The sequence below is a fragment of the Marinobacter sp. MIT932201 genome (genome assembly GCF_047123295.1).
GTDB classification, from domain to species: Bacteria; Pseudomonadota; Gammaproteobacteria; order Pseudomonadales; family Oleiphilaceae; genus Marinobacter; species Marinobacter salsuginis.
In genome coordinates this window covers 4,244,155-4,264,204 of record NZ_CP138917.1, presented here as the reverse complement: position 1 = coordinate 4,264,204, position 20,050 = coordinate 4,244,155, and the positions used below count along the sequence as shown (strand labels likewise).

Genomic DNA, 20,050 nt, shown 5'->3' with positions numbered 1-20,050 from the left:
GCAGAGTACCGTTAGTTATCCCGCGCCGGACGTTTTGATGGGGAAATCAGGCAGCCTGCCAGGGTGGCAGCTTTGCCGTGGAATCAGTGGCAGCTTTCGCGTGGAATGGGTGGCAGGCTTCGTCTGGAATCAGTGGCAACCTTGGTCTGGAATACGCACCCCAGCGGTCTCTACTGGATACCCTGGATTAGATGAATATGCGAATTGCGGGATGTCGTCAGCGAGAACGGCGTCATAAGCGATTGTTAGCCATTTTCGGAACAGTGTTGCTTCAGGCTCGTTGTAAAAGCCATCAAAATCCGGATTGGTGTTTAGCATGGACCATTCAGAAAGTGAGTCTGCTGCCAGCCTCACTGGATCATCATTTGGCAGTTCCTGAACTGACTCGACAATGTACGGAATGAAGTAACGTGCATTGGTGTCGGACAGAGCTGTTTGCCGGTTCAGATCCCAGACCTCGTCTGGCGTCAATACAGGTTTTGCCTCAATGCGATCGATAAACTCATTCACTCGATCCACGGCAGACCAGTTGGCACCATCGCCAAGTCCTACTTCACCGGGGGTGGATTGGTTATTCCAGTTTACGATGTAGCCTTGACCAGGGTTATAAGTCTTCGGTACCTCATCGAATGGACGAATGCCCTGCCATTCCATGGATCCATCACCTAGGGCTGGAAGCCGAATATCCTGACTTTCCGGCCTGATGGGGAGGTAGCCAGGGGAGACATATCCAATATTTCCCTCGACATCAGCATAGTACCAGTTAATGGTTGTGGCGACGTCTTCGGCCTCGGCGAGCCACTCATCCCAGTTCTGAGCTTTCATAGAATGAATCCAGCCCATGAGAGACTGAATTTCATACCCACTCCAACTGCGCTTAAATGCATAGGCAGTATTGTTATCTGAGTCGAAACTGGTGACTACACCATGAACGCTGTAATAGATATCTAGCGTTTCCTCTTCAAACCCTTCATCAGTTTTTACTCTAATCACCTCGGTTCGCTTGTCCATGTCGAGGTATTCGCCATCAAAGTAATATTGATACTGATTGGATGGGTTGAGTTCCAATTGGTAATAGTCATTCACGTCCAATGGACCAGCAGTTGCGCCCCAAGTGATCTGGTTGTTTGTTCCAAATAAGATAACAGGGAGGGCGAAAGGGGTATTTCCCGTGACGTCATAACCAGCTCCATGCAGCCCGATACTATACGTGTATGCTGGATTGAACCAACCGAACTGTGGACCATTATTAAATATGGTCGAACCGTCTGCGGTTCGATTAGGGCCTATGATCCAAAGATTGCTGGCCACTGGTCTATCTTCGGGGGCGACAATCCCCTTGAATGCTGCTTCTTGGAGGCTGGAGGCCGTAAGAAGGCTTTCTGAGACCGGAGCCAGAGAGTCGTAAACTGCTTGGCGTTCTTGCACTCCCTCGGTGGAGGACATGAGTTCTTCGTTTTCTTCAATTTCAGCACTTCCGAAACTGTTCACACCTGGTTGTCTCGGAACTGTGGTGGGAGCTAGAGGGTCTTCAAGCCAGCGAAGCTGGTTGAACATGGCGAGCCCATCTGAATCGCCTAATTCGGCTTGTAACTCTTTGAGTAATGACAAATTTCGAATTTCACTGGAGCTATTAGAGTAACGCCCTGCCATGGTCCCAACGTAGAGCATGGCTACGTCGAAAGCTGTCCATTTTTCCGGCGTAAAATCAAAATCTGTAAACTGTTTAGGAAGTAGCTCTGAAGGGTTCGCATTGACCTCTTCGATTCGCTTGTTAAACCCGTCAGCGTAGCCCTTGAAGATATCGAGATCTTCTTCGGAGAGCTCTTGCAGCTGACTCTTGATCGAATCTGGATCAAATCCTGAGCGTGAGGACCGATCTAGAGGCAGATAATCTGCACCTAATACTTCCGAAACTGTGCCAAGAACAGATCGTTTGATCATCTCCATTTGAAACAGTCGGTCTTGTGCAAGCGAGTAGCCGTAGCCGTAATAAAGGCCATAGGTGCTGTCCGCGTAAACGTGCGGAACACCGTAGTTGTCTCTTTTAATCGTGGTGTTCGAAGTTTCGGTTTCATCCGGCGGTGGACTCACAGGGGAGTCGCTGTCATTGCACCCTGTTAATGCCAATGCAACCGCCCCTGCTAGCAGCCATGATGAATTACCCCTTCCTAGATAAGTCATAAATCTTCTTCCTTTTTTGTCTTTATGGTAGGTCGCTCCCTGTCTAAGCAAACAGGTAACCAAGATTTAGCACCGAAATTGACGATTCTCAAATTTTCATAAAAAACCGTTTTCTGTATCATTTCAAAGCTAGTAAAAACAGACTATTAGGGGGTTAATAGGGTGGATATGATTTTCATAGGTGGTTAAAAATGTTGATTTTAATCATTAATTAGGTTGCATCAAATTGTGCAGAAAATCATGTGCTTGGCCGGGGGGAGAGAACAAATATTTGATTTAGATATCTGGGATATGATTCATCTATATCGAAATAGAATATAGATAATCCATATAACTTTTTGGTCTGCGAGAGGGTAGCCAAAGGCAGGTGGTGATCTACTTGTGACGTCGGATTCAAGTCGTAGTCGTAAAGAACAAGCGGTTTCACGAAGAAAACCGAAGCAGTTGGAGCCGGATTTTTCCAACTCTGGGTGGACCTAATACGGGGTCAGGGTCAGGCTCTCTTGAGTAGCTTGCTATTAACGGGAAATTTAAGCCTGATACGAGAGACTTTCACATGGCTGCATCTCAGCTTTGCGAACGCTCGCTACTGTTTGATTACGGGCTTCAACCATTCATCGGATGAGCCCGTAACATCCGATCGTTTCGCTGACGCGAACGCAACCCAATCAAAAGTAACGGCACCACGATCATGGCACTGCCCACGGCGAACCAGAGGTCGGGCATCTCATGGAAACCTACCCATCCGATCAACACCGCCCAGATCAGACCAGTGTATTCAGCGCTGGTGACCTGATTTGCATCCACCTGCTGGTACGCGAGCAGGACCGTCATGTTGTAGCCCAGGATGAACAGTGCTGAGCCTGATGCACTAATGAGCATTGAGCCGTCCCAACTGGCGCCTTCCCAAAGTGCCAACGCCGCTGCGGCTGGAACAATCAGCAGGTAGTTCAGAAACAGCTTGTGAATCGTTGACTGCTGCCTGGGTAGTTTGCGCACCATCACCGCATTGATGGCCAGGGTAAAAGCTGAGCCCAGTGCGGCAATGGCTGCCCAGTCAAATTCGACAGGCCTCAGTATCAACACGATGCCCAGGAACCCACTGAACACTGCGGTTACGCTCATAGGTGTGAGGCGTTCGCCGAAGACCAGTGCCGCCAGAACCATCACCAGTATCGGAGCGGCATAAAACACCGCGTTGGCCGTGGCCAGGGGCAGGTTGCCCAGGGCTACTACCATGCATAGCATGCCAGCAAGATGGATGTGTGCGCGAAGGGCGTGGATTTTCAGACCTGCAAACAAGTGTTTCCTGTTCAGTTTGCCAATCAGCGGCAGGAGCATGAACAGAGTCAGGACGCAGCGGAGGAAGGCAAACTGGAAAATCGGGGCATCGGGTTCCAGTAGCTTGATAAAGACATCGGAAATGATCGCCATAGCGTTGCCGATGACCAGTAACAGTATGGCGCTATTGACGGTTTTTCCTGACATGGTGCCTCCCTTAAAGTTTCGGCGTCGACGGCTTTAAGTCCGCTTCGCGCCTAGGTGAATTTCGTTTAGTACCGCTCAATGCCAGACCCTAAAGACAAGTGCCAAAAGGACGTTGGGAGACCGGAGTCTCACGTTAAGGTTGTGAGGCACTTTTTCAGAGACGGCTAAAACAGTGGCTGAAGCCTTGGTAGCTCTGGGCTTGAGTAATCCCACGTATCATGAGATCGAATCTCAATCTCAAGTTGGAATGACACTGGCTCAGGCATTCTATTTGGGCTTTAATATCCGATAAAATGATCATTATTCACGACTTATTAGAAAAGTAGATAATGAAGCTGCCACCCCTGAAAGCCCTGCCCGTATTTGAAGCCGTTGCCCGTCTCAACAGCTTTTCCCTTGCTGCCGAAGAGCTGGCGGTGAGCCAGAGTGCGGTCAGTCACCAGATAAAACAGCTGGAAACCTATCTGGGGGAGCAGTTGTTCTGGCGCAGTGGGCGAACGCTGTCGTTGACCGATGAGGGGCGGCAGTATCTGGATGCAGTCAGCTCAGCGCTGCTGCAGATTGAGCGAGCCAGTGAGCAGTTGCTGGGCCATGAGGAGTCCTTGCTGCGGCTGTCGGTGTTCAGCTCATTTGCTGTTCGGTGGTTGGTGCCCAGGCTGCCGGATCTGAAGCGGTTGCATCCTCAGCTGGATCTGTCGCTGGAAATGAGCAGTCAGAATCCGGTGTTGTCGGATCGGGTGGCGGATTGCTTTGTTACCGTTAAACCCACGTCGCCGGCGTTCAGCTATGAGCTGCTTTACGAGGAGCGTCTGTTCCCGGTGTGCAGTCAGGACTATTGGCAGAAGATTCGTCGGGAACTGGACTTGGAGGAAGTGGCTGGTGACCCGTCATCGGTCTCGTTGACGCCGGAAATGGTGGCGGAGTTTCCGTTGTTATCGACCTACAGTATCTATGACCGGCAGGGCGGGGACTGGGAAGCCTGGTACCGCGAGGCGGGCCTGGAGCTGCCCCGATCGAGCCGTTTACTGCATTCAAGCCATATGCTGCTGTCGCTTGAAGCCGCGCGCTTCCACCAGGGAATCGCATTGACCAACGATTACATGCTCAGTACCCGGAAGGATTCCAGCGACTTCGTGCGCTTGCCCTGCCACTCCGTCATGACGGGCGACATTTTCTACTTTGCGTGGAAAACCAGCCGCCGCCGTGAAAGGGGGATTCAGCTCCTTCGCCGGTGGCTGGTCGCAGAGGCGATCAGTTCAGGTTTGCGTCCGGAAGAGGTATCTCAGTAAACACCCGGCTTATCCGGCGCCTTCGGGCTGAAGGCGCACCGGTCTGGTTTGATATCAAGTAGTGGCGTTCCGTCCAGACAGTCCAGGCCACGCACAACCAGCGTTCCTTTTTCGACGCGAACCAGTTTGACCATGGAGGTGCCGATCGGGTTGGGCCGAACCGGCGATCGCAGGGCAAAGGTGCCAAACGTCCGGCCGTCGCTTTTCGGGCTTTGCCGGATCAGATCCCGGCGGCTCTGGTCGAGCCAGTAGAGCACTTCGATGGTGTCATAGTTTTCAAGGCCCTCCAGGGCCTGGTGCCAGACCGGGTCCAGCACCAGCTGGCATTCCGGACCATCGATGTTGCCCTGGCGCGGGCAGTCTTTGCGGTCGCGCCAGGGCGTGCGGATGGTGCCGATGAAGCGAAGCGAGGCATCGGAGGCCGGTTCGAGTTCCACGGCCTCCTCGTTGGGTCGCAGATCTCCGGGGTCGGTCATGGGCTGATCTGCACCTTATTTCTCTTCCCGTGGCGGACGTTCGACGACCTTGCGCTTGCCCTTGGCGCAGCGTGAAAGCGCTTTCAGGCCATCGGCATCGAACGCATCCACGCGGATCACATCGTAGAGTGCCTCCAGTGCTTCCAGCAGTTTGTCGCATTCGTCTGCCTTGACCACGCCCTGGGCGCAGGCCCAGTCCACCAGTTCCTTGCGCTGATGGCCCATCAACAGGTCAATGCCGCCCAGTTCGTCCTCATCGCGGTTGCGCATGGCATCGTGGAGCCGGTGACGCATGTCCGCCGTTTCGTTGGCCAGTTTGTAGGCGTTCAGTACGCGGCCGAGCGGATCGTCCGGCTCCATGGTGGTGAAGGCGCCGCGACTGATGCGCTGGCGTACCGGGGTGTCCTTGACGATGGATTCCGCGACCTTTGCGCCGAGCTTGTCATCCGGACCGTTCAGGCCGGTGGCGCCCAGCGGGAACACCAGCAGGCGCAAGGGCCAGCGCAGGGCCGGTACCGGGAAGTTGATGATGGCCTCGCGCATGGAGTCCTGGAGGTCTCTCAGGCAGGTCTTCAGGCACCATTCCACCAGCGGCCGCTGGTCGTCCGGGTAGCCTTCCTCATGCCACTGCTTGATGACGGCGGTGGCGTAGTAAAGCTGTACCAGGCAGTCGGCCATCCGACCGGAGAGCCGCTGGCGGGCCTTGAGGCCGCCACCAACGGTCAACAGGGTAACGTCGGTCATCAGGGCGAAAGCCGCAGAGAACCGGGCCAGTTGCCGGTAACAGGGCTTGATATCGCCCTGCCGTGGCACCGATTCAATCCAGCCCCGGGTCAGCCCCAGCAGTAATGCTCGCAGGGCATTGCGGGTGGTGTGGGCCAAGTGACGATAGAAGATACCGTCGAATTTTTTGGCCGCCTTGTCCTCATCTTCCATACCCGCGGCTTCAATTTCTTCAACAATGAATGGATGGCAGCGGATGGACCCCTGGCCAAAGATCATCAGGCTTCGGGTAAGGATATTGGCGCCTTCCACGGTGATACCGATGGGCACCGCCTGGTAAGCCCGGGCCAGGAAATTGCGAGGCCCTGTGATCACGCCCCGACCGGCGACCACATCCATGGCGTGGTTGATGACTTCCCGCATCAGGTCGGTATTGCGGTATTTCAGCACGGCAGAGGGCACCGACGGGCGCACGCCCCGGTCCAGCATGCCGGAGGTCAGCAGCCGGGCTGCGTCCATCATGTAGGTGTAGCCGGCGATGGGCTCCAGGGCTTCCTGCACGCCCTCAAACTGGCTGATGGTACGGCCGAACTGTTCCCGGGTGTAGGAATAGGAACCGGTGGCCAGGCTGGCCACCTTGCCGGCTCCGGTGCCGAGGGCGGGAAGGGAGATGGACCGGCCGATGGAGAGGCATTCCAGCAGCATGGTCCAGCCCTTGCCGAGCATGTCCTGTCCGCCGATCACCTGTTCCATGGGAATGAACACGTCGTTGCCCCAGGTCGGGCCATTCATGAAGACAGTGTTCATGGGCAGGTGGCGGGCACCGGCATTGACGCCCTCGGTGTCCCTTGGTACCAGCACGCAGGTAACGCCGATCTCGTCAGACTCACCCAGCAGCTTGTCCGGGTCGTAGACCTTGATGGCCAGGCCGATCAGTGTCGCCACCGGGGCCAGGGTGATGTAGCGCTTGTTCCAGGTGACTTTCAGCCCCAGCACTTCCTTGCCGTTCCACTGGCCCTTGCAGACGATGCCCTTGTCCGGAATGGCGCCGGCGTCGGAGCCGGCCACTGGTGAAGTCAGTGCGAAACAGGGAATCTCGTCGCCACCGGCCAGTCTGGGCAAGTAGTGCTGTTTCTGCTCATCAGTGCCGTAATGCATCAGCAACTCACCGGGGCCGAGGGAGTTGGGCACCATCACGGTAACCGCCGCTGACACGCTCCGGGTGGAAATCTTCATCACGATTTCGGAATGGGCGGTGTTCGAGAAACCCAGGCCGCCGTCTTCTTTTGGGATCACCAGACCGAAAAAGCCGTTCTCACGGATAAACTTCCAGACCTTGTCTGGCAAATCGTATTGCTCGTGAGTGATTTTCCAGTCGTCGAGCATGGCGCAGAGCTTCTCCACCGGGCCGTCCAGAAAGGCCTGCTCTTCGCTGGTGAGGTGTGCCGGCTTGGCGTCCAGCAGCTTGTTCCACCTGGGCTTGCCGGAGAAGAGTTCGCCGTCCCAATCCACCGAGCCGGATTTCAGGGCTTCAGCTTCGGTGTCGGAAAGTTTCGGGAGCCGGCTGCGAACCCAGCCAAGCAGGGGGCGGCTGAGCTTGTCGAGGCGCAAATCGCCGGGAATCACCAGTATCAGCGCCAGGGCCAGCAGAACGCCGCCGCACAGAATGCTGATCAGGTGCCATCCATCCTGGAACAGGCCCACAACGGTGGCAATGGACATGACGGCAGCGGCTGTGCTGCCCCCTATACCCAGATAGATCAGCACCAGGGCGCTGACCAGCAGGAGAAGAACACTCATGGGGAGACCTCCGTATCGTGAATGCAATCGCTCAGAATCAACTTTAACCATCGGTCAAAGTCCATGCGGTTGCAAGGGGTTCGGGGGCGGTGTGTAAAGATTGATTGCAGTAATGAAAAGTCTTGTCAAAAAACCGGGCTGAAGAGGTTATTGATTGATCCAGACTGCAACTTTTAGAGAACACATAGCTTCATTCAATAAAAAGTGTCCGGAGTGTAAACATGTTTGGCCAGCTCACCGTTGCGAAACGCCTCGCCCTTGGCTTTGGTCTGATTCTGTCCCTGGTCATTGCGGTCAGTTTGATTGGCAACCAGCGGGTCGGTTTTATCGACCGGACCCTCACCGACGTGGGCGATGGCGCTGCCGTGAAACAGCGATACGCGATCAATTTTCGCGGCAGTGTCCACGATCGGGCCATCGCCATCCGCGATGCGGTGCTGGTGGAGAACGACCGGGATCTGCAACGGCACCTCGCCGACATCGAGCGGCTGAAAGCGTTTTACCGGGATTCCGCGGGCCCGATGGATAAGATGTTCCGGGAAGAAGGCGCAACCAGCCGGGAAAAGGAACTGCTGGCCGCGATCAAAGAGATAGAGATCAGGGCCCTGACTCTGACCGACGAACTCCTCGATCTCAGACTGGCCGGCAACATCGACCAGGCCAGGGCTTTTCTGCTCAGCGATGTGTCCGGCGCCTACTCTGAGTGGCTGAAGCGGGTGAACGCCTTTATCGATTATCAGGAAGACGTGGTCACCACCGGCGTCGATGAAGTACGGGAGGCGGCCAGTACATTCAATGCCTTGAACCTGTCAGTGACCGGTCTTGCGGTGGTTCTCGGTGCTCTGGTAGCCCTGGTGATCATCCGCCGACTGAAGAAGATTCTTGGCGGTGAGCCGGAGGATGTTGCACGGGCCATTCGCCAACTGGCTGACGGGGAGCTGGACCAGGATATTCAAACCCGATATCCCGACAGCGTGATGGGCGCGTTGCAGGATACAGTTGAGCGACTGGGCGGCATTATCCGGGAAGTCCGGTCGGCGGCCGAAGAGCTATCCAGTTCTTCGTCTGAACTTGAAAACACCTCGGACAACAACAGCCAGCAGATCCGTCTGCAGGCCAGCGAGGCGGAACAGATGGCCACGGCCGTGAACCAGATGGCGGCCACGGTGAACGAAGTGACCGGATTCGCCGCCAGCGCTGCAACCGCCACCCAGAAAGCCGATACCGAAGTAGAAAGTGGCAATCGCGTGGTGCAGGAAACCGCTGCTTCCATCGGAGAGCTGGCCGAGACCCTGGAGCAGGCAACCCGGACCGTACAGCGGGTGTCGGAGGACAGTGCGAACATCGAGAAGATCATCGAGGTGATCAACGCCATCGCCGAACAGACCAACCTGCTGGCCCTGAATGCTGCAATCGAGGCGGCCCGGGCCGGTACACATGGCCGGGGCTTCGCCGTTGTAGCCGACGAAGTCCGTTCCCTGGCATCCCGGACCCAGGATTCCACCCGGGAAATTCAGGAAATGGTTGGAAACCTCCAGGCCGGTGCCGGCGAGGCGACCGAGGTTATGGAAAGCAGCCGGGAACTGGCGCGCACCACGGTGGACAAGACCAGTGAGGCGGAGGCTGCCCTGGCCAGAATCCGCAGCGAGGTCGGCGCCATCAACGACATGAACGCTCAGATTGCCAGTGCGTCGGAAGAGCAGAGTTCCGTGGCGGAAGAGGTTAACCGCAATATCAGCCGCATTCACGATGCCACGGTGGAAACTTCAGCCGGCTCCGAGCAGGTGGCCGGGGCCAGCCGGGATCTGGCGGTGCTGGCCGGGCAACTGCGTAGCCGGGTCAGTGTGTTCCGGTTTAAAGGCTGAGCCCGCAGATCAACAGCGCCAGGGTTGCGAGCAGCACCGCGACGTTGATCCCCAGGAGGGTATTCAGCTGTACCGGGTTGGCGAGCGCACCTGGCAGTTTGACACTTACCCAGATCGCTGCCGGCAGAGGTGCAAGGGCAAGAGTGGCCCACACCGGCAACCAGCCGATCCAGATCGCAGCCTCGAGAAGGCCGTAGCTGCTCAGTAACAGGAGCGCTACCAGACGGGCCGCGGCTGGCTGCCCCAGGGTAATAACCAGATGCCGACGGCCGACTTTCCGGTCGGCGTCGGCGTCCGGAATCTGATTGATCAGCAGCAATTCGCTGACCAGCAAAAGGCCGATGGCAGACACAGTCACGGCAGTTGCATCCAACCGTGCCCCCAGGGCGATCAGGCTGCCGAGAATCATGACCGGGCCGAAGCCCAGCCCCGGAGCCAGCAGGCAAATCAGCGGAGAACGGGTAATCCAGCGGGTGTACGTGAGCACCAGTGCCACGCCGGCGGCGCCTAACACCAGCATGGGCAGACCCCGGAGCCAGAGGAAGTAGAGGCCAATGGCTATCACCAGTCCCAGGGTGCCAAAGGCGGCCAGCAAAACCTGTCTGGCGGCCGAGGGCACTTCCGGCAAGGCCCCACTGCCGCCGGAGAACGGGGTGCGGCGGGTCATCAGATCCAGCCCGGAGGTAAAGTCCTCGTATTCGTTGAGCAGATTGACGGCGGCATGAGCCAGCAGGGCGCCAATCAGAACCAGGAGAGTATTGATCAGGGTGGGTGGTTCGCCCTGGTGCCAGGCTACCGCCACGCCAAGGCCGGCGCACAGGGGTGCGAGTACCAGAAAATTGGGTCGGGAGGCGCGCACCACCGCAACGGTTTCAGACATCCGTTCTTTCCTCAGCTAACAGAGCCGTTCACCGGGCAGGCGTTCACACGTAGCCCGCGGCAAACACCAGGCCCAGCACAACGGGCATCACCACCAGACTGCCCAGGTTGCTTAATAATACCAGCGAGGCGACCGTGTGTGGCTCCTGACGATACTGTTCCGCCACCATGTAATTGAGCACCGCCGGAGGCAAGGCTGCGAATACCCAGAGCGCTGCCACCTGCAACCCGGGAAGATCGAGAATCGCAATCATTGGCCAGGCCAGTAGCAGGCCGCTGGCAGGGCAGGCAATGGCCCCCAGCATGCCCATTTTCCAGTCGCTGAAATCGATATCCAGCATGCGCACACCGAGGGCAAAGAGCATCAGCGGAATGCACACACCACCGAGCATGTTCAGGGTTTCCAGCAGCCACTCTGGCAAATGCACGCCGCCGAGATTGACCGACAGCCCGGCAATACTGGCAAAGACAATGGGCAGCTTAAGGCGTTTTATGATGGAGGTATGGGGGTCGAGCATGTACAACCCCACCGAAAAGTGCAGCAGCATTTCCACTATGAACAGCACGATGGCTGCCGGCAGGGCCTCATCACCGAAGGCCAGAACCAGCAGCGGAATGCCCATGTTACCGGAATTGTTGAACATCATCGGTGGCAGGAAGGTCTTCAGGTTCAGCTTCAGAACCTTGGCCAGTGGATACAGGACAATCCCCGATCCGAGTACAACCACCGTGGCGGCCAATGCCAGCCTGGCATACTCCTGCAGCGGGGCCTGCTGATCTGCGAGCACGGCAAAGACCAGCATGGGTACAAACAGCTCCATGTTGAGTACGTTCAGCCCCTGGATGTCGGGCGTCCGATAGCGACCGTACAGGGCGCCGCAACCGGCGATGAGGAATACCGGCAACATGGTGGACAGGATCTGGCCAATCATTAAAAAGGCTCCGGGAGAAAATTCGGCATTGTTATTGGATAAACCGTTAGGTTCGCAAGTATTGCCCTGCCTGGGCAAGTGTTTATCGACGATGTTCGACCAAAGCCGGATATGAACACGTTGACGACATCTCTGGACGACAGTTGCGATGGTGGCACGGGCCCACCACAATATCGTTTTTTACCACGTTATCTGCCCTGGAGAGTGCTTGTGTCCAGCCCGTTTGATCACCTCGTTCGCCGGGAACATACCTGTTCCGTCAAATTTGATGCCCGCAAGGCGGTATTTGGCACCGAGGATGTGATTCCGGTCTGGGTAGCCGATATGGATTTCGCGGCACCGGAGGCTGTCACCCAGGCGTTGGCGGAGAGGGCCAAACATCCGGTCTATGGCTACACGCTGTTTCCGGACAGTCTATACCAGTCGATGATTGACTGGTTCGCCAGTCGCCATGGCTGGGAAATCCAGCGAGAGTGGATACTGATGGCGCCCGGCGTGGTGCCCTCGATCAACGCGGCCTGCATGGCTTACGCCGGGGCCGGTGAGGGGGTCATCATCCAGCCCCCGGTCTACCCGCCGTTTTTCAGTTCGGTGCGGCACAGTGGCCGGGTGGTGATCGAGAACCCGCTGGTGCCGGAAGATCCGGATACCGGAGATACGGGTCATTACCGCATGGATCTGGATCACCTGGAGCAGTGTGCGGCCCGCCCCGATGCCCGAATGCTGCTGCTGTGTTCGCCCCATAACCCGGTTGGCCGGGTGTGGTCGGAGGAGGAACTGGGGACAGTTCTCGATATTGCGCGACGACACCAGCTGGTGGTGGTGTCCGACGAGATCCATTGCGACCTGACGTTCCCTGACAAACCCCGCCAGACGATGCTGGCGAACCTGGCAGGCCCTGACGACGCACTGGTCACGGCAGTCGCACCCAGCAAAAGTTTCAATATGCCAGGGTTGGGTCTGTCAGCCCTTGTGATCCCCGATGCGGACCGACGCAAGGCGATGAAGACAGTGTTCGAGTCCATGCATCTGCCCCAGTGCAATCCGTTCAGTATTGCCGGGTTTGAGGCCGGCTATCGGCACGGCGGCCCGTGGCTGGACGACCTCATGGTCTATTTGCAGGCAAACCGGGACTATGTGGTGGAAGCTGTTGGCCAGCGACTGCCCGGCATTCGCGTATCCGCTCCCGAGGGCACCTACCTCATGTGGCTGGATTGTCGCGAGCTGGGCCTGGACGATGCAGGCCTGAAACGCTTTTTCGTCCGGCAAGCCGGGGTGGGCATGAACCCGGGAATCTCCTTCGGCGACCCGGGCAGCGGCTTTATGCGCCTGAACATCGGCTGCCCGCGATCGGTTCTGGAAGAGGTTATCGGCCGGATAGAAGCGGCTCTCTGACTACTGGCCAGTATGGTTACTGTCGCTCCATGGAACAGTGATCCTCCACCAGTTTCCAGCGCGGAGGCTTGTTCATGCCGGGCATATCGCCATTGGTTGGCCGAATGGCCTCCCAGATCTGACCGCCATGGGTAGCGAGGCTGCCAACCGTGTAGCTTTTGGAGAAGAGCCATGGATCGGGCCGGACGCACATGCCGGAAGCCGTCTCGCCCCGCTTGCTCTTGCCGGCAGTCTGGCTGGTACCGGCCTCGGGTCCCTGTTGACCTTCTTCGGTCTGGGACTGTTCAACCGCTTGCTTACGGCCCTCGCAGTCCGGCACAGAATCCAGCTCTTTCCAGTCGAAGGTAATGCCTGGCTCCAGCCCCTGATGCAGTTCGCGGGATTCGTACCAGTTGCCTTTGTGAAACACTGCGGAGCCTGCCGGGTAGTAGCGGCTGGGTACCCACTTGGACTCTTCAGGATCGCAGGGTTCTGCGGCAGCCGGCAAAGACAGGCCGGCGGCCAGAAGGACCAGAACCAGGCAAAAGAAGCTGTGAGCGTTTCCTGGGATAGATCTAATCATTGGGGTCTCCTTTTGCTGACTGTTCTGGGGTTGGGTAGTGGGTGCGTTTTCGGGTCTGCGTGGCCAGCACCAGCCCGGCAAGAATCAGCGCACCTCCAATAATGTGAAACAGCCCGAGGGATTCGGCCAGGAAAATGCTCGCCAGAATCGAGGCGAAGACAGGCGTCAGGTACATGAAGATGGCCGCTCGGGCCGGGCCAATTTTATGCACACCATGATTCCAGAATCCATAGGCCAGGATCCCCGGGAAGATTGCGAAATACAGGAGTGGCAGTGTCGTGCTCCGGGAAAGCTCGAAGCCACCGGAAAAGAAAATCAGATCGGTCAGGTAGAACGGCAGTACAACCAGGGTTCCCAGAAGGATCTGCGTGGTCAGAAAGGTCAACGCAGGCAGAGGCACTGCCTGTCGCCGCAACAGCACTGAAAACAGTCCCCAACTGAATACCGCCGCCACCATGATCAGATCCCCCGGCTGGGCTTCAAGACTGGTCAGCACCGAGAGGTCACCCCGGGCGATCACGGTAACGATGCCGGTAATGGCCAGGGCTATCCCGAAGGCCTGTGTCGGACGGGTGCGGTCTCCGAGCAGAATCCACGCCAGCAGTGCCACGAAAATGGGAATAGTGGCGTTGATCAGGGCAATGTTGGTGGCGGTGGTTGTGGTGGCCGCCAGATACAGCAGGGTATTGAACGCGCCAACGCTGAAGGTCGCCAGGGCCAGCATGGAGCCGAAGCGCTGGCGGATAACCTCGCGGTGGCGCCAGATTCCCGGAAGCCCGAAAGGCAGCAGGATAGCCAGGGCGATAACCCAGCGCCAGAACGACATGGAGAGTGGCGGTATGCTCTCTACCGTGCCCCGGGCCACAACCGCGTTGCCGGCCCAGAACAGGGGGGTAAGAACCAGGCCAATGTAGGCCAGGCCGGGAATACGCGACAAGACTCCGGCGTTCTCGGAAGACACAAAGGCTCCTGTGGGGTTGGTGGTGCCCGAAAAAAGCCTAGCATACTACTCTCCGGGAACTTCTGCCTCCGTACCAATGTGGTAGGCGGCGAAACCGGCCATCACCACCTGGTCCACGGCCATGCCGATGACCCGGCCATCGCTGGTGGACCGAATCGGGTGCTGGGCATTGGTGATCGGGTCGGAGACGTAACCGAGGATTTCCCCTTCCGCCACGTTTGCCCCCAGCTCAATTTCGCTGAACAGGATTCCGCCGTGGTCCGCGCGAATCCAGTCGGAATCGTAATAGACCGGCTCCGGATCGCCCCAGACGAACATCCGGGAAATCATGCCCTGGCGCTCCATCAGGCTGGTCAGGCTGTTCACGCCGGCGCTGATCTGGTGTTGCTGGATGCGGTGAGACTCGCCGGCTTCCAGGGTGACCGTTCGAATCCCGGCTTCCACGGCGGCCGTGCGCAGCATGCCTGCCGAACCTGTGCTGTGCACCACTGCCATGCGGTCAAAGCCGCGAGTGAATTCCGCCACGTCCGGGTTGTTCATGTCGGCACGAAGTTGCGGCAGGTTGGTGCGCTTCAATGAGCCGGTGTGGATGTCCACCAGCATGTCGCACTTGCGAATCACGTTCTCGAACAGCGAATGGGCAATTCGGTCGGCCAGGCTGCCGTCGGGGCTGCCCGGAAAATGCCGGTTGAGATCGCGACGATCGGGCAGATACCGGCTGCCTTGCTGGAACCCCGGCAGGTTCACGATCGGCACACCCACGACCGTACCCGACAGTTTTTCGGGTTTCAGGTCATACATGGTCTGGCGGATGATCTCGATGCCATTCAATTCATCCCCGTGGATGGCGCCGGTGAGGCACAGGGTGGGGCCGGCGTTGATACCGTTGACCACCAGAACCGGGGTTGTCTGGGACAGACCGGCAATCTGGATGCCGGGTGTCCACGCCAGGCGTGTAGAGGTGCCAGGCATGACATCGTTGTCGAGCAGGGTAAACACCTTGCCCTCGCGAATCTCGGGTTGCGGCTCGGGTTCAGCCAACGCTTCCGTTGCCATGACCTCGGATTCGGCAGCGTCCGCATCGGTTTCAGGCGGCGCAGAGGCCTGCGCCTCGGGTGGTGGCGCCACCTCTTTCAGATCGATGTTCGGAGCCACCTTGCGGGAAGCTGATGAGGGGGTATCAATACCGGCACCGCCCCGTGAGGTTTTTGGTTTCGGCGCTTTTTCTTTCTGTCCGTCCCGCTGCAGCGGAGCCGAATGCTCGACATCCTCGACGCTCTCGTCTTCGGCCAGCTCCGCAATCAGCACCTCGGATTTTTTGCCGGCTTCTTTCGAATCGGTTTCGGCAAACAGGGGGGCCGAGAGCCAGGGAATAACCAGGGCAATCAGCAGGGTCCGGTGGGACGGTTTTTGAAGCCGCTCAAACAGCATATTTCCTCACGGTTCGTCAGTGTGCGCTCAAGGATAGAGTGCCTCTGGCGGTCATGAATACTGCTGTGACAAAGGTTTAATGCCACTTTCATGAAATCCGGGCAAGTGATATCGGCAACAGTTATACGCCGCAAAAGCGATCAACTATATGGTTATTTTGCGAAATCCGGTGTGCTTTCGTTACTGCCGCGTTAGCTGTCGTGTACGGCGTGCCACAGGTCGTGCTCCCGGAACGCCCGGTGCTCGGCCTCCAGTTTCAGCAAATGCGCCAGTGCTGACCGCGCCGCAAGGCCATGGATGGCGGCCGGAACATCGTCATAGGCTTTCGCTGTGAGGGTTTTCAGATCCGCTGGAGCCAGGGCCTCCAGCGCCCGGGCCACCTTGTGCTCACGGGACAATCGATGGGTAATCAGGAAATCGATCACCGCCTCGGGATGCCCCATCAGGAAACCGTGTGCTGGCGCAATGTAACGAACGGACTCGGCCAGCAACTCGTAAAGCGACTCGATATACGCCTTCATGTCGCCGTCCGGCGGATTAATCACCACCGTTGAGCCCTGCATGATGTGATCGCCGGAAAACAGCAGCTGCTGGTCGACCAGCAGAAAACACAGGTGGTTCGACGCATGGCCCGGGGTATGCAGCACCTTCAGAATCCCGGCCTCGGTGACAATCAGATCGCCGTGCTCCGGCTCGTCGTCGGCACGGAAGGTCTGGTCTTGCCCCGCACCTTCGGGCGCCGGCCAACCGAACACCCGGCAGCCGGTGCGCTCTTTCAGGGCGGCTACGGCCGGCGAATGGTCCTGATGCGTGTGGGTCACCAGAACCTGATCAACCACGCCACCGGTCACCTCCAGAATCCGCTCGATATGAGAATCGTTGGCGGGACCTGGATCAATCACCGTGAAACGCTCATGGCCCAGGATATAGGTGTTGGTGCCCGGCCCTGTCATCATGCCCGGATTGGGCGCCGTCAGCCGTATCACCCGGGCCGCTACTTCAACGGCATCACCGGGAATAATCTCTGCCCGGGTTGAGCCTTCACCTTCCGGATCCAGCTTCGCCGCCTCATCATAGGCTGGCGCCCCCGGTTCCAGCGTCACCGCCTTGCCCTTTTTAAGGGCCGGCCAGGGCTGACTCGGGTAGGGCTCCGGCGGATTGGCATGGGCGTAGCGCATCAGCGCCTCAGTGGTGTCGAAATCACTGAGCACCCGCAGCGTCCGGATCGTCGGCAACCCCAGTAACCGCTGGCCATTCCGATGATCCTCAAGGGCCTGCTCCGGGCGGATCCAGACATGATCAATCGTTTCCACCCCGTCGTGACCGGCTAGTTGACCTTCCGGCGCGGGCGTCACAAAAAACCGCGTATCGAAACGCCGTGGCGGCCCCGGCGGCGTGATCCAGTGGCCAAGGTAAGCCAGCCTGTCCAGCGGAATTGCCAACCCATACTTTTCACACAGATTGGCCAGAGAAAGCTCGCCGTCGAACACCGACTTCCGGTCAGCGTGAACAGGATGATCGCCGGATATGGGATTCCCCTGTTTATCCACGGCAACCAGAACCCCGGACTCCTCAAAACATTCCCGAACCGCCGCCAGCATATAGTCCGCGCCGCCTTCATCGACGCTCATGATCTGACTGATCTCGGCGTCTCCGGCCCCGATCACATGCTCCTGGCCATGAGTCTCGTCTTCCTCGACCCGCCCGCCAGGAAACACAAAATAGCCGGGCATGAACACTGCGTCCCAAGTGCGTTGCAGCAACAGGACCTCAAGGCCATCGGAAGTATCACGAACCAGAACCAGTGTGGCAGCAGGACGAATTTCCATAAGACTCCATCTTCAAATATTTATTGCCAGTGCGCGGGAGTGATACGAACGATGGCAGGGAAGGGCTTTCCAAAACTGTCTGTCGCCATGGGTGAAGGGCGAAAGCCCTTCACGGGCTGGCCACGGATGGCCTGCCCCGGACCCTCAGTGCGACGCAGGAGCATTTAGCACTGAGGGGCGACAGTCAAGCGTCACATGGACGTGCCGCAAGGAGCGTGTTTTGGAAAGCCCTTCCCTGCCGTCGTTCCACCAAAACCAACGGCGCGGAGATCTCATAGCAAGATAACCGATTTGGGACGGGGCGTCTTGAGATGAACACTAAAGTCGAACAGCGTATGATTCGCCCCAAGATACGAAACGAAAACAGGAACCCCCGTGGCCCGAATAAAACTCTCCTTCCCGGACGACGTCTTCTGCTTCGAAACCAGAATGCCGGTCAGAATCACCGACATCAACGGCGCCAACCACCTTGGCAACGACGCCCTGATCTCCATGCTGTCCGAAGCCCGGGCCCAGTTCCTGGTCAGTTATGGCATTCAGGAAGCCAGCAAGGATGGCACCGGCATCATCGTCACCGACCTGGCCACCATGTACCAGTCCGAATCCTTCTTTCCGGAGATGCTCAGGTTTGAAGTGGGCGTTATGGACTTCAACAAGTATGGCGGGGATTTCGTATTCCGGGTCACCAAGGCCGAAAGCGGCCAGCCCGTGGCCCTGGCGAAATACGGCTTCGTCTTCTTCAACTACCACCGCAAAGAAGTGGTGCCAATACCCGAAAACTTCCGTTCACGCTTTGCCTGAGGCCACCTCGGCCTTCAAGCGCGCCATGCCGGACCGGTAAAAGCTGTACGCCATGGCGCCGGCAAACAGATTGCCGACCAGCGCACCACTCATCAGGCCATAGATGCCATTGATCTGGCTGCCGAGCCAGAGCAGAGGCAGGAAGCACAGAAACAGGCGCAGGGTGGACACCAACAGGGCCCGCATTGCCAGCCCCAGGGCATTGCACACTGACACCATCAGCATACACACGCCCAGACCGCTGTAACTGAGTGGCACCCGCAACAGATAGCCGGCCAGAACCTCCTGAACGTCACCGTCGCTGGAGAACAGCTCGGACACCAACCCCGATGCCACCACCCAGGCCAGGCCAATGGCCAATTGCCAGACCACCACGAAACGCACGGCCAGACGAACCAGTTTCCGGATCTGCTCGATATCGCCGGCGCCCAGCATGCGGCCAATCATCGGCGGCATCGACATGGTCAGTGCCAGTACCACCACAATCGAGAAGAATTCCAGGCGGGTGCCCAGGCCCCAGGCGGCCACCGCGGCCGAGCCGAATCCCGCTACCAGGGCCGTCGCCAGCATCGCCGAAACCGCCGGCATCAGTTGGCTGACCATGGCCGGCGCCATGATGCCGTTGAGCTGTTTCAGTGCCTTCCAGAGCGCAAGCTCCTGAAGATCGAACCGAACCCAGTGGCGTTTCAGGAGTTTCGGGTAGATCACCAGGCTGCCGATACCAAAAGAGGTAATGGTGGCCCAGGCGGCACCGGGCAGGCCCCAGCCGAAAACAAAGATATAGAGCGGGTCCAGGGCGATGTTGGTAAGGCTGGTAGCCACCATCATGTACCCCGGTAATTTGGTATCTCCGTGGGATCGGCAAACGCTGTAGCCGAAGTACAGGAAGGCCCCCGTCCAGGCGGCCATCAGCCAGGGCACCCAGTATTGGCGGATCAGCGGCAGCAGTGAGTCTTCCGCGCCAAGGGCGGTCATGATTTGGCTTTGTAGAAACCACAGAGCCACGCAGATAACAAAAACGAGGCTGCCGCCAACGGTAATGATTAGACCGCCCAGGCGATAGGCTCTAAGCTCATCTCCGGCCCCCAGTGTGCGGGAAACGATCGCTGTGGTGGCGATCCCCAGTCCTACCTGAAGGCCGATGATCAGTTGCTGCATTGGCAGGGTGAAGCCCAGGGCCGCCAGAGGATCACGGCCAAGCTGACCCACGAAGGCACTGTCGGCCAGCTGGAAGGTCATCAGGGACAGTACCCCGAAGAGCATGGGCCAGGTCATGCTGTAGAGCTGGCGGGCCAGGGATGGGTTCTGGGTGGTGGTCTGCACTGGTTTTTGATGCCTTGGGTTTGGCTGGGAGGCGAGATTCTAACAGGTCTGGCTTTTGGTGTTAGCAAAGGTGCCGGAGCGACCCGCCAGGAGACGCCGTAAACCCATCCCT

General features: G+C 58.1%; 15 protein-coding genes. 4 read left to right on the top strand and 11 right to left on the bottom strand.

All coding sequences use genetic code 11. The annotated features are described in order from the left end of the window. Positions 1–129: 129 nt before the first annotated feature. Together SIC15_RS19550 and SIC15_RS19545 are read right to left on the bottom strand one after the other, a co-directional pair. On the bottom strand, positions 130–2,184 hold the full coding sequence (locus tag SIC15_RS19550) for a penicillin acylase family protein (protein WP_412536748.1): 2,055 nt from the start codon (positions 2,182–2,184) through the stop codon (positions 130–132). A 606-nt stretch (positions 2,185–2,790) separates the two neighbouring features. Then, positions 2,791–3,672 carry a DMT family transporter gene (locus SIC15_RS19545; protein ID WP_412536747.1) on the bottom strand — a complete coding sequence of 294 codons (882 nt, stop codon included), beginning with the start codon at positions 3,670–3,672 and terminating at the stop codon, positions 2,791–2,793. Between the two features lie 329 nt (positions 3,673–4,001). On the opposite strand from SIC15_RS19545, the gene SIC15_RS19540 reads away from it, so the two are divergent. Beyond that, a complete protein-coding gene (locus tag SIC15_RS19540; protein WP_069182324.1) occupies positions 4,002–4,961 on the top strand; it encodes a LysR family transcriptional regulator in 960 nt (319 codons plus the stop codon). Here SIC15_RS19540 and tsaA read toward each other — a convergent pair. Together tsaA and SIC15_RS19530 are read right to left on the bottom strand one after the other, a co-directional pair. Then, positions 4,955–5,437, bottom strand: coding sequence for a tRNA (N6-threonylcarbamoyladenosine(37)-N6)-methyltransferase TrmO (tsaA, locus tag SIC15_RS19535; RefSeq protein ID WP_412536746.1), 483 nt, complete (start codon positions 5,435–5,437; stop codon positions 4,955–4,957). The two genes, SIC15_RS19540 and tsaA, sit on opposite strands and share 7 nt — an antisense overlap. Before the next feature lie 15 nt (positions 5,438–5,452). Next, entirely contained in the window at positions 5,453–7,960 is a 2,508-nt protein-coding gene (locus SIC15_RS19530) for an acyl-CoA dehydrogenase (RefSeq protein ID WP_412536745.1), read from the bottom strand. A gap of 221 nt (positions 7,961–8,181) precedes the next feature. Between SIC15_RS19530 and SIC15_RS19525 the strand changes: the two genes are divergently transcribed. After that, positions 8,182–9,825 carry a methyl-accepting chemotaxis protein gene (locus SIC15_RS19525; protein ID WP_412536744.1) on the top strand — a complete coding sequence of 548 codons (1,644 nt, stop codon included), beginning with the start codon at positions 8,182–8,184 and terminating at the stop codon, positions 9,823–9,825. Here the strand turns inward: SIC15_RS19525 and SIC15_RS19520 are convergent. Continuing rightward, positions 9,815–10,705, bottom strand: coding sequence for a prenyltransferase (locus SIC15_RS19520; RefSeq protein WP_412536743.1), 891 nt, complete (start codon positions 10,703–10,705; stop codon positions 9,815–9,817). The two genes, SIC15_RS19525 and SIC15_RS19520, sit on opposite strands and share 11 nt — an antisense overlap. A 43-nt stretch (positions 10,706–10,748) precedes the next feature. Next, complete coding sequence (locus SIC15_RS19515) at positions 10,749–11,636, bottom strand: AEC family transporter (RefSeq protein WP_153634104.1); 888 nt, start codon at positions 11,634–11,636, stop codon at positions 10,749–10,751. A gap of 210 nt (positions 11,637–11,846) precedes the next feature. Between SIC15_RS19515 and SIC15_RS19510 the strand changes: the two genes are divergently transcribed. After that, on the top strand, positions 11,847–13,031 hold the full coding sequence (locus tag SIC15_RS19510; RefSeq protein WP_412536742.1) for a MalY/PatB family protein: 1,185 nt from the start codon (positions 11,847–11,849) through the stop codon (positions 13,029–13,031). A gap of 16 nt (positions 13,032–13,047) precedes the next feature. Here SIC15_RS19510 and SIC15_RS19505 read toward each other — a convergent pair whose 3' ends face one another. From SIC15_RS19505 to SIC15_RS19490, 4 genes are all read right to left on the bottom strand, one after another. Beyond that, positions 13,048–13,593, bottom strand: coding sequence for a carbohydrate-binding protein (locus tag SIC15_RS19505; protein WP_153634102.1), 546 nt, complete (start codon positions 13,591–13,593; stop codon positions 13,048–13,050). Next, a complete protein-coding gene (locus tag SIC15_RS19500; protein ID WP_412536741.1) occupies positions 13,586–14,554 on the bottom strand; it encodes a DMT family transporter in 969 nt (322 codons plus the stop codon). The genes SIC15_RS19505 and SIC15_RS19500 overlap by 8 nt, the downstream gene beginning before the upstream one ends. 45 nt (positions 14,555–14,599) lie before the next feature. After that, positions 14,600–15,985: a succinylglutamate desuccinylase/aspartoacylase family protein gene (locus SIC15_RS19495; protein ID WP_412536740.1), complete on the bottom strand. Its 1,386-nt coding sequence runs from the start codon at positions 15,983–15,985 to the stop codon at positions 14,600–14,602. Between the two features lie 191 nt (positions 15,986–16,176). Then, positions 16,177–17,814, bottom strand: a complete 1,638-nt coding sequence (locus SIC15_RS19490) for an MBL fold metallo-hydrolase (protein ID WP_412536739.1) — start codon at positions 17,812–17,814, stop codon at positions 16,177–16,179. 375 nt (positions 17,815–18,189) lie between these two features. Between SIC15_RS19490 and SIC15_RS19485 the strand changes: the two genes are divergently transcribed. Further along, positions 18,190–18,615 (top strand): thioesterase family protein, encoded by a 426-nt coding sequence (locus SIC15_RS19485; protein ID WP_349342195.1) that lies wholly within the window; start codon positions 18,190–18,192, stop codon positions 18,613–18,615. On the opposite strand, the gene SIC15_RS19480 is transcribed toward SIC15_RS19485, so the two are convergent. Next, positions 18,601–19,938, bottom strand: a complete 1,338-nt coding sequence (locus SIC15_RS19480; RefSeq protein WP_412536738.1) for an MATE family efflux transporter — start codon at positions 19,936–19,938, stop codon at positions 18,601–18,603. The two genes, SIC15_RS19485 and SIC15_RS19480, sit on opposite strands and share 15 nt — an antisense overlap. Positions 19,939–20,050: the final 112 nt, after the last annotated feature.

Bases quoted from the DNA above. Each gene is read 5' to 3' on its own strand.
- SIC15_RS19525 (WP_412536744.1), top strand. From the start codon at position 8,182: ATGTTTGGCCAGCTCACCGTTGCGAAACGCCTCGCCCTTGGCTTTGGT.
- SIC15_RS19540 (WP_069182324.1), top strand. From the start codon at position 4,002: ATGAAGCTGCCACCCCTGAAAGCCCTGCCCGTATTTGAAGCCGTTGCC.
- SIC15_RS19490 (WP_412536739.1), bottom strand. From the start codon at position 17,814: ATGGAAATTCGTCCTGCTGCCACACTGGTTCTGGTTCGTGATACTTCC.
- SIC15_RS19530 (WP_412536745.1), bottom strand. From the start codon at position 7,960: ATGAGTGTTCTTCTCCTGCTGGTCAGCGCCCTGGTGCTGATCTATCTG.
- SIC15_RS19550 (WP_412536748.1), bottom strand. From the start codon at position 2,184: ATGACTTATCTAGGAAGGGGTAATTCATCATGGCTGCTAGCAGGGGCG.
- SIC15_RS19520 (WP_412536743.1), bottom strand. From the start codon at position 10,705: ATGTCTGAAACCGTTGCGGTGGTGCGCGCCTCCCGACCCAATTTTCTG.
- SIC15_RS19505 (WP_153634102.1), bottom strand. From the start codon at position 13,593: ATGATTAGATCTATCCCAGGAAACGCTCACAGCTTCTTTTGCCTGGTT.
- tsaA (WP_412536746.1), bottom strand. From the start codon at position 5,437: ATGACCGACCCCGGAGATCTGCGACCCAACGAGGAGGCCGTGGAACTC.
- SIC15_RS19515 (WP_153634104.1), bottom strand. From the start codon at position 11,636: ATGATTGGCCAGATCCTGTCCACCATGTTGCCGGTATTCCTCATCGCC.
- SIC15_RS19545 (WP_412536747.1), bottom strand. From the start codon at position 3,672: ATGTCAGGAAAAACCGTCAATAGCGCCATACTGTTACTGGTCATCGGC.
- SIC15_RS19495 (WP_412536740.1), bottom strand. From the start codon at position 15,985: ATGCTGTTTGAGCGGCTTCAAAAACCGTCCCACCGGACCCTGCTGATT.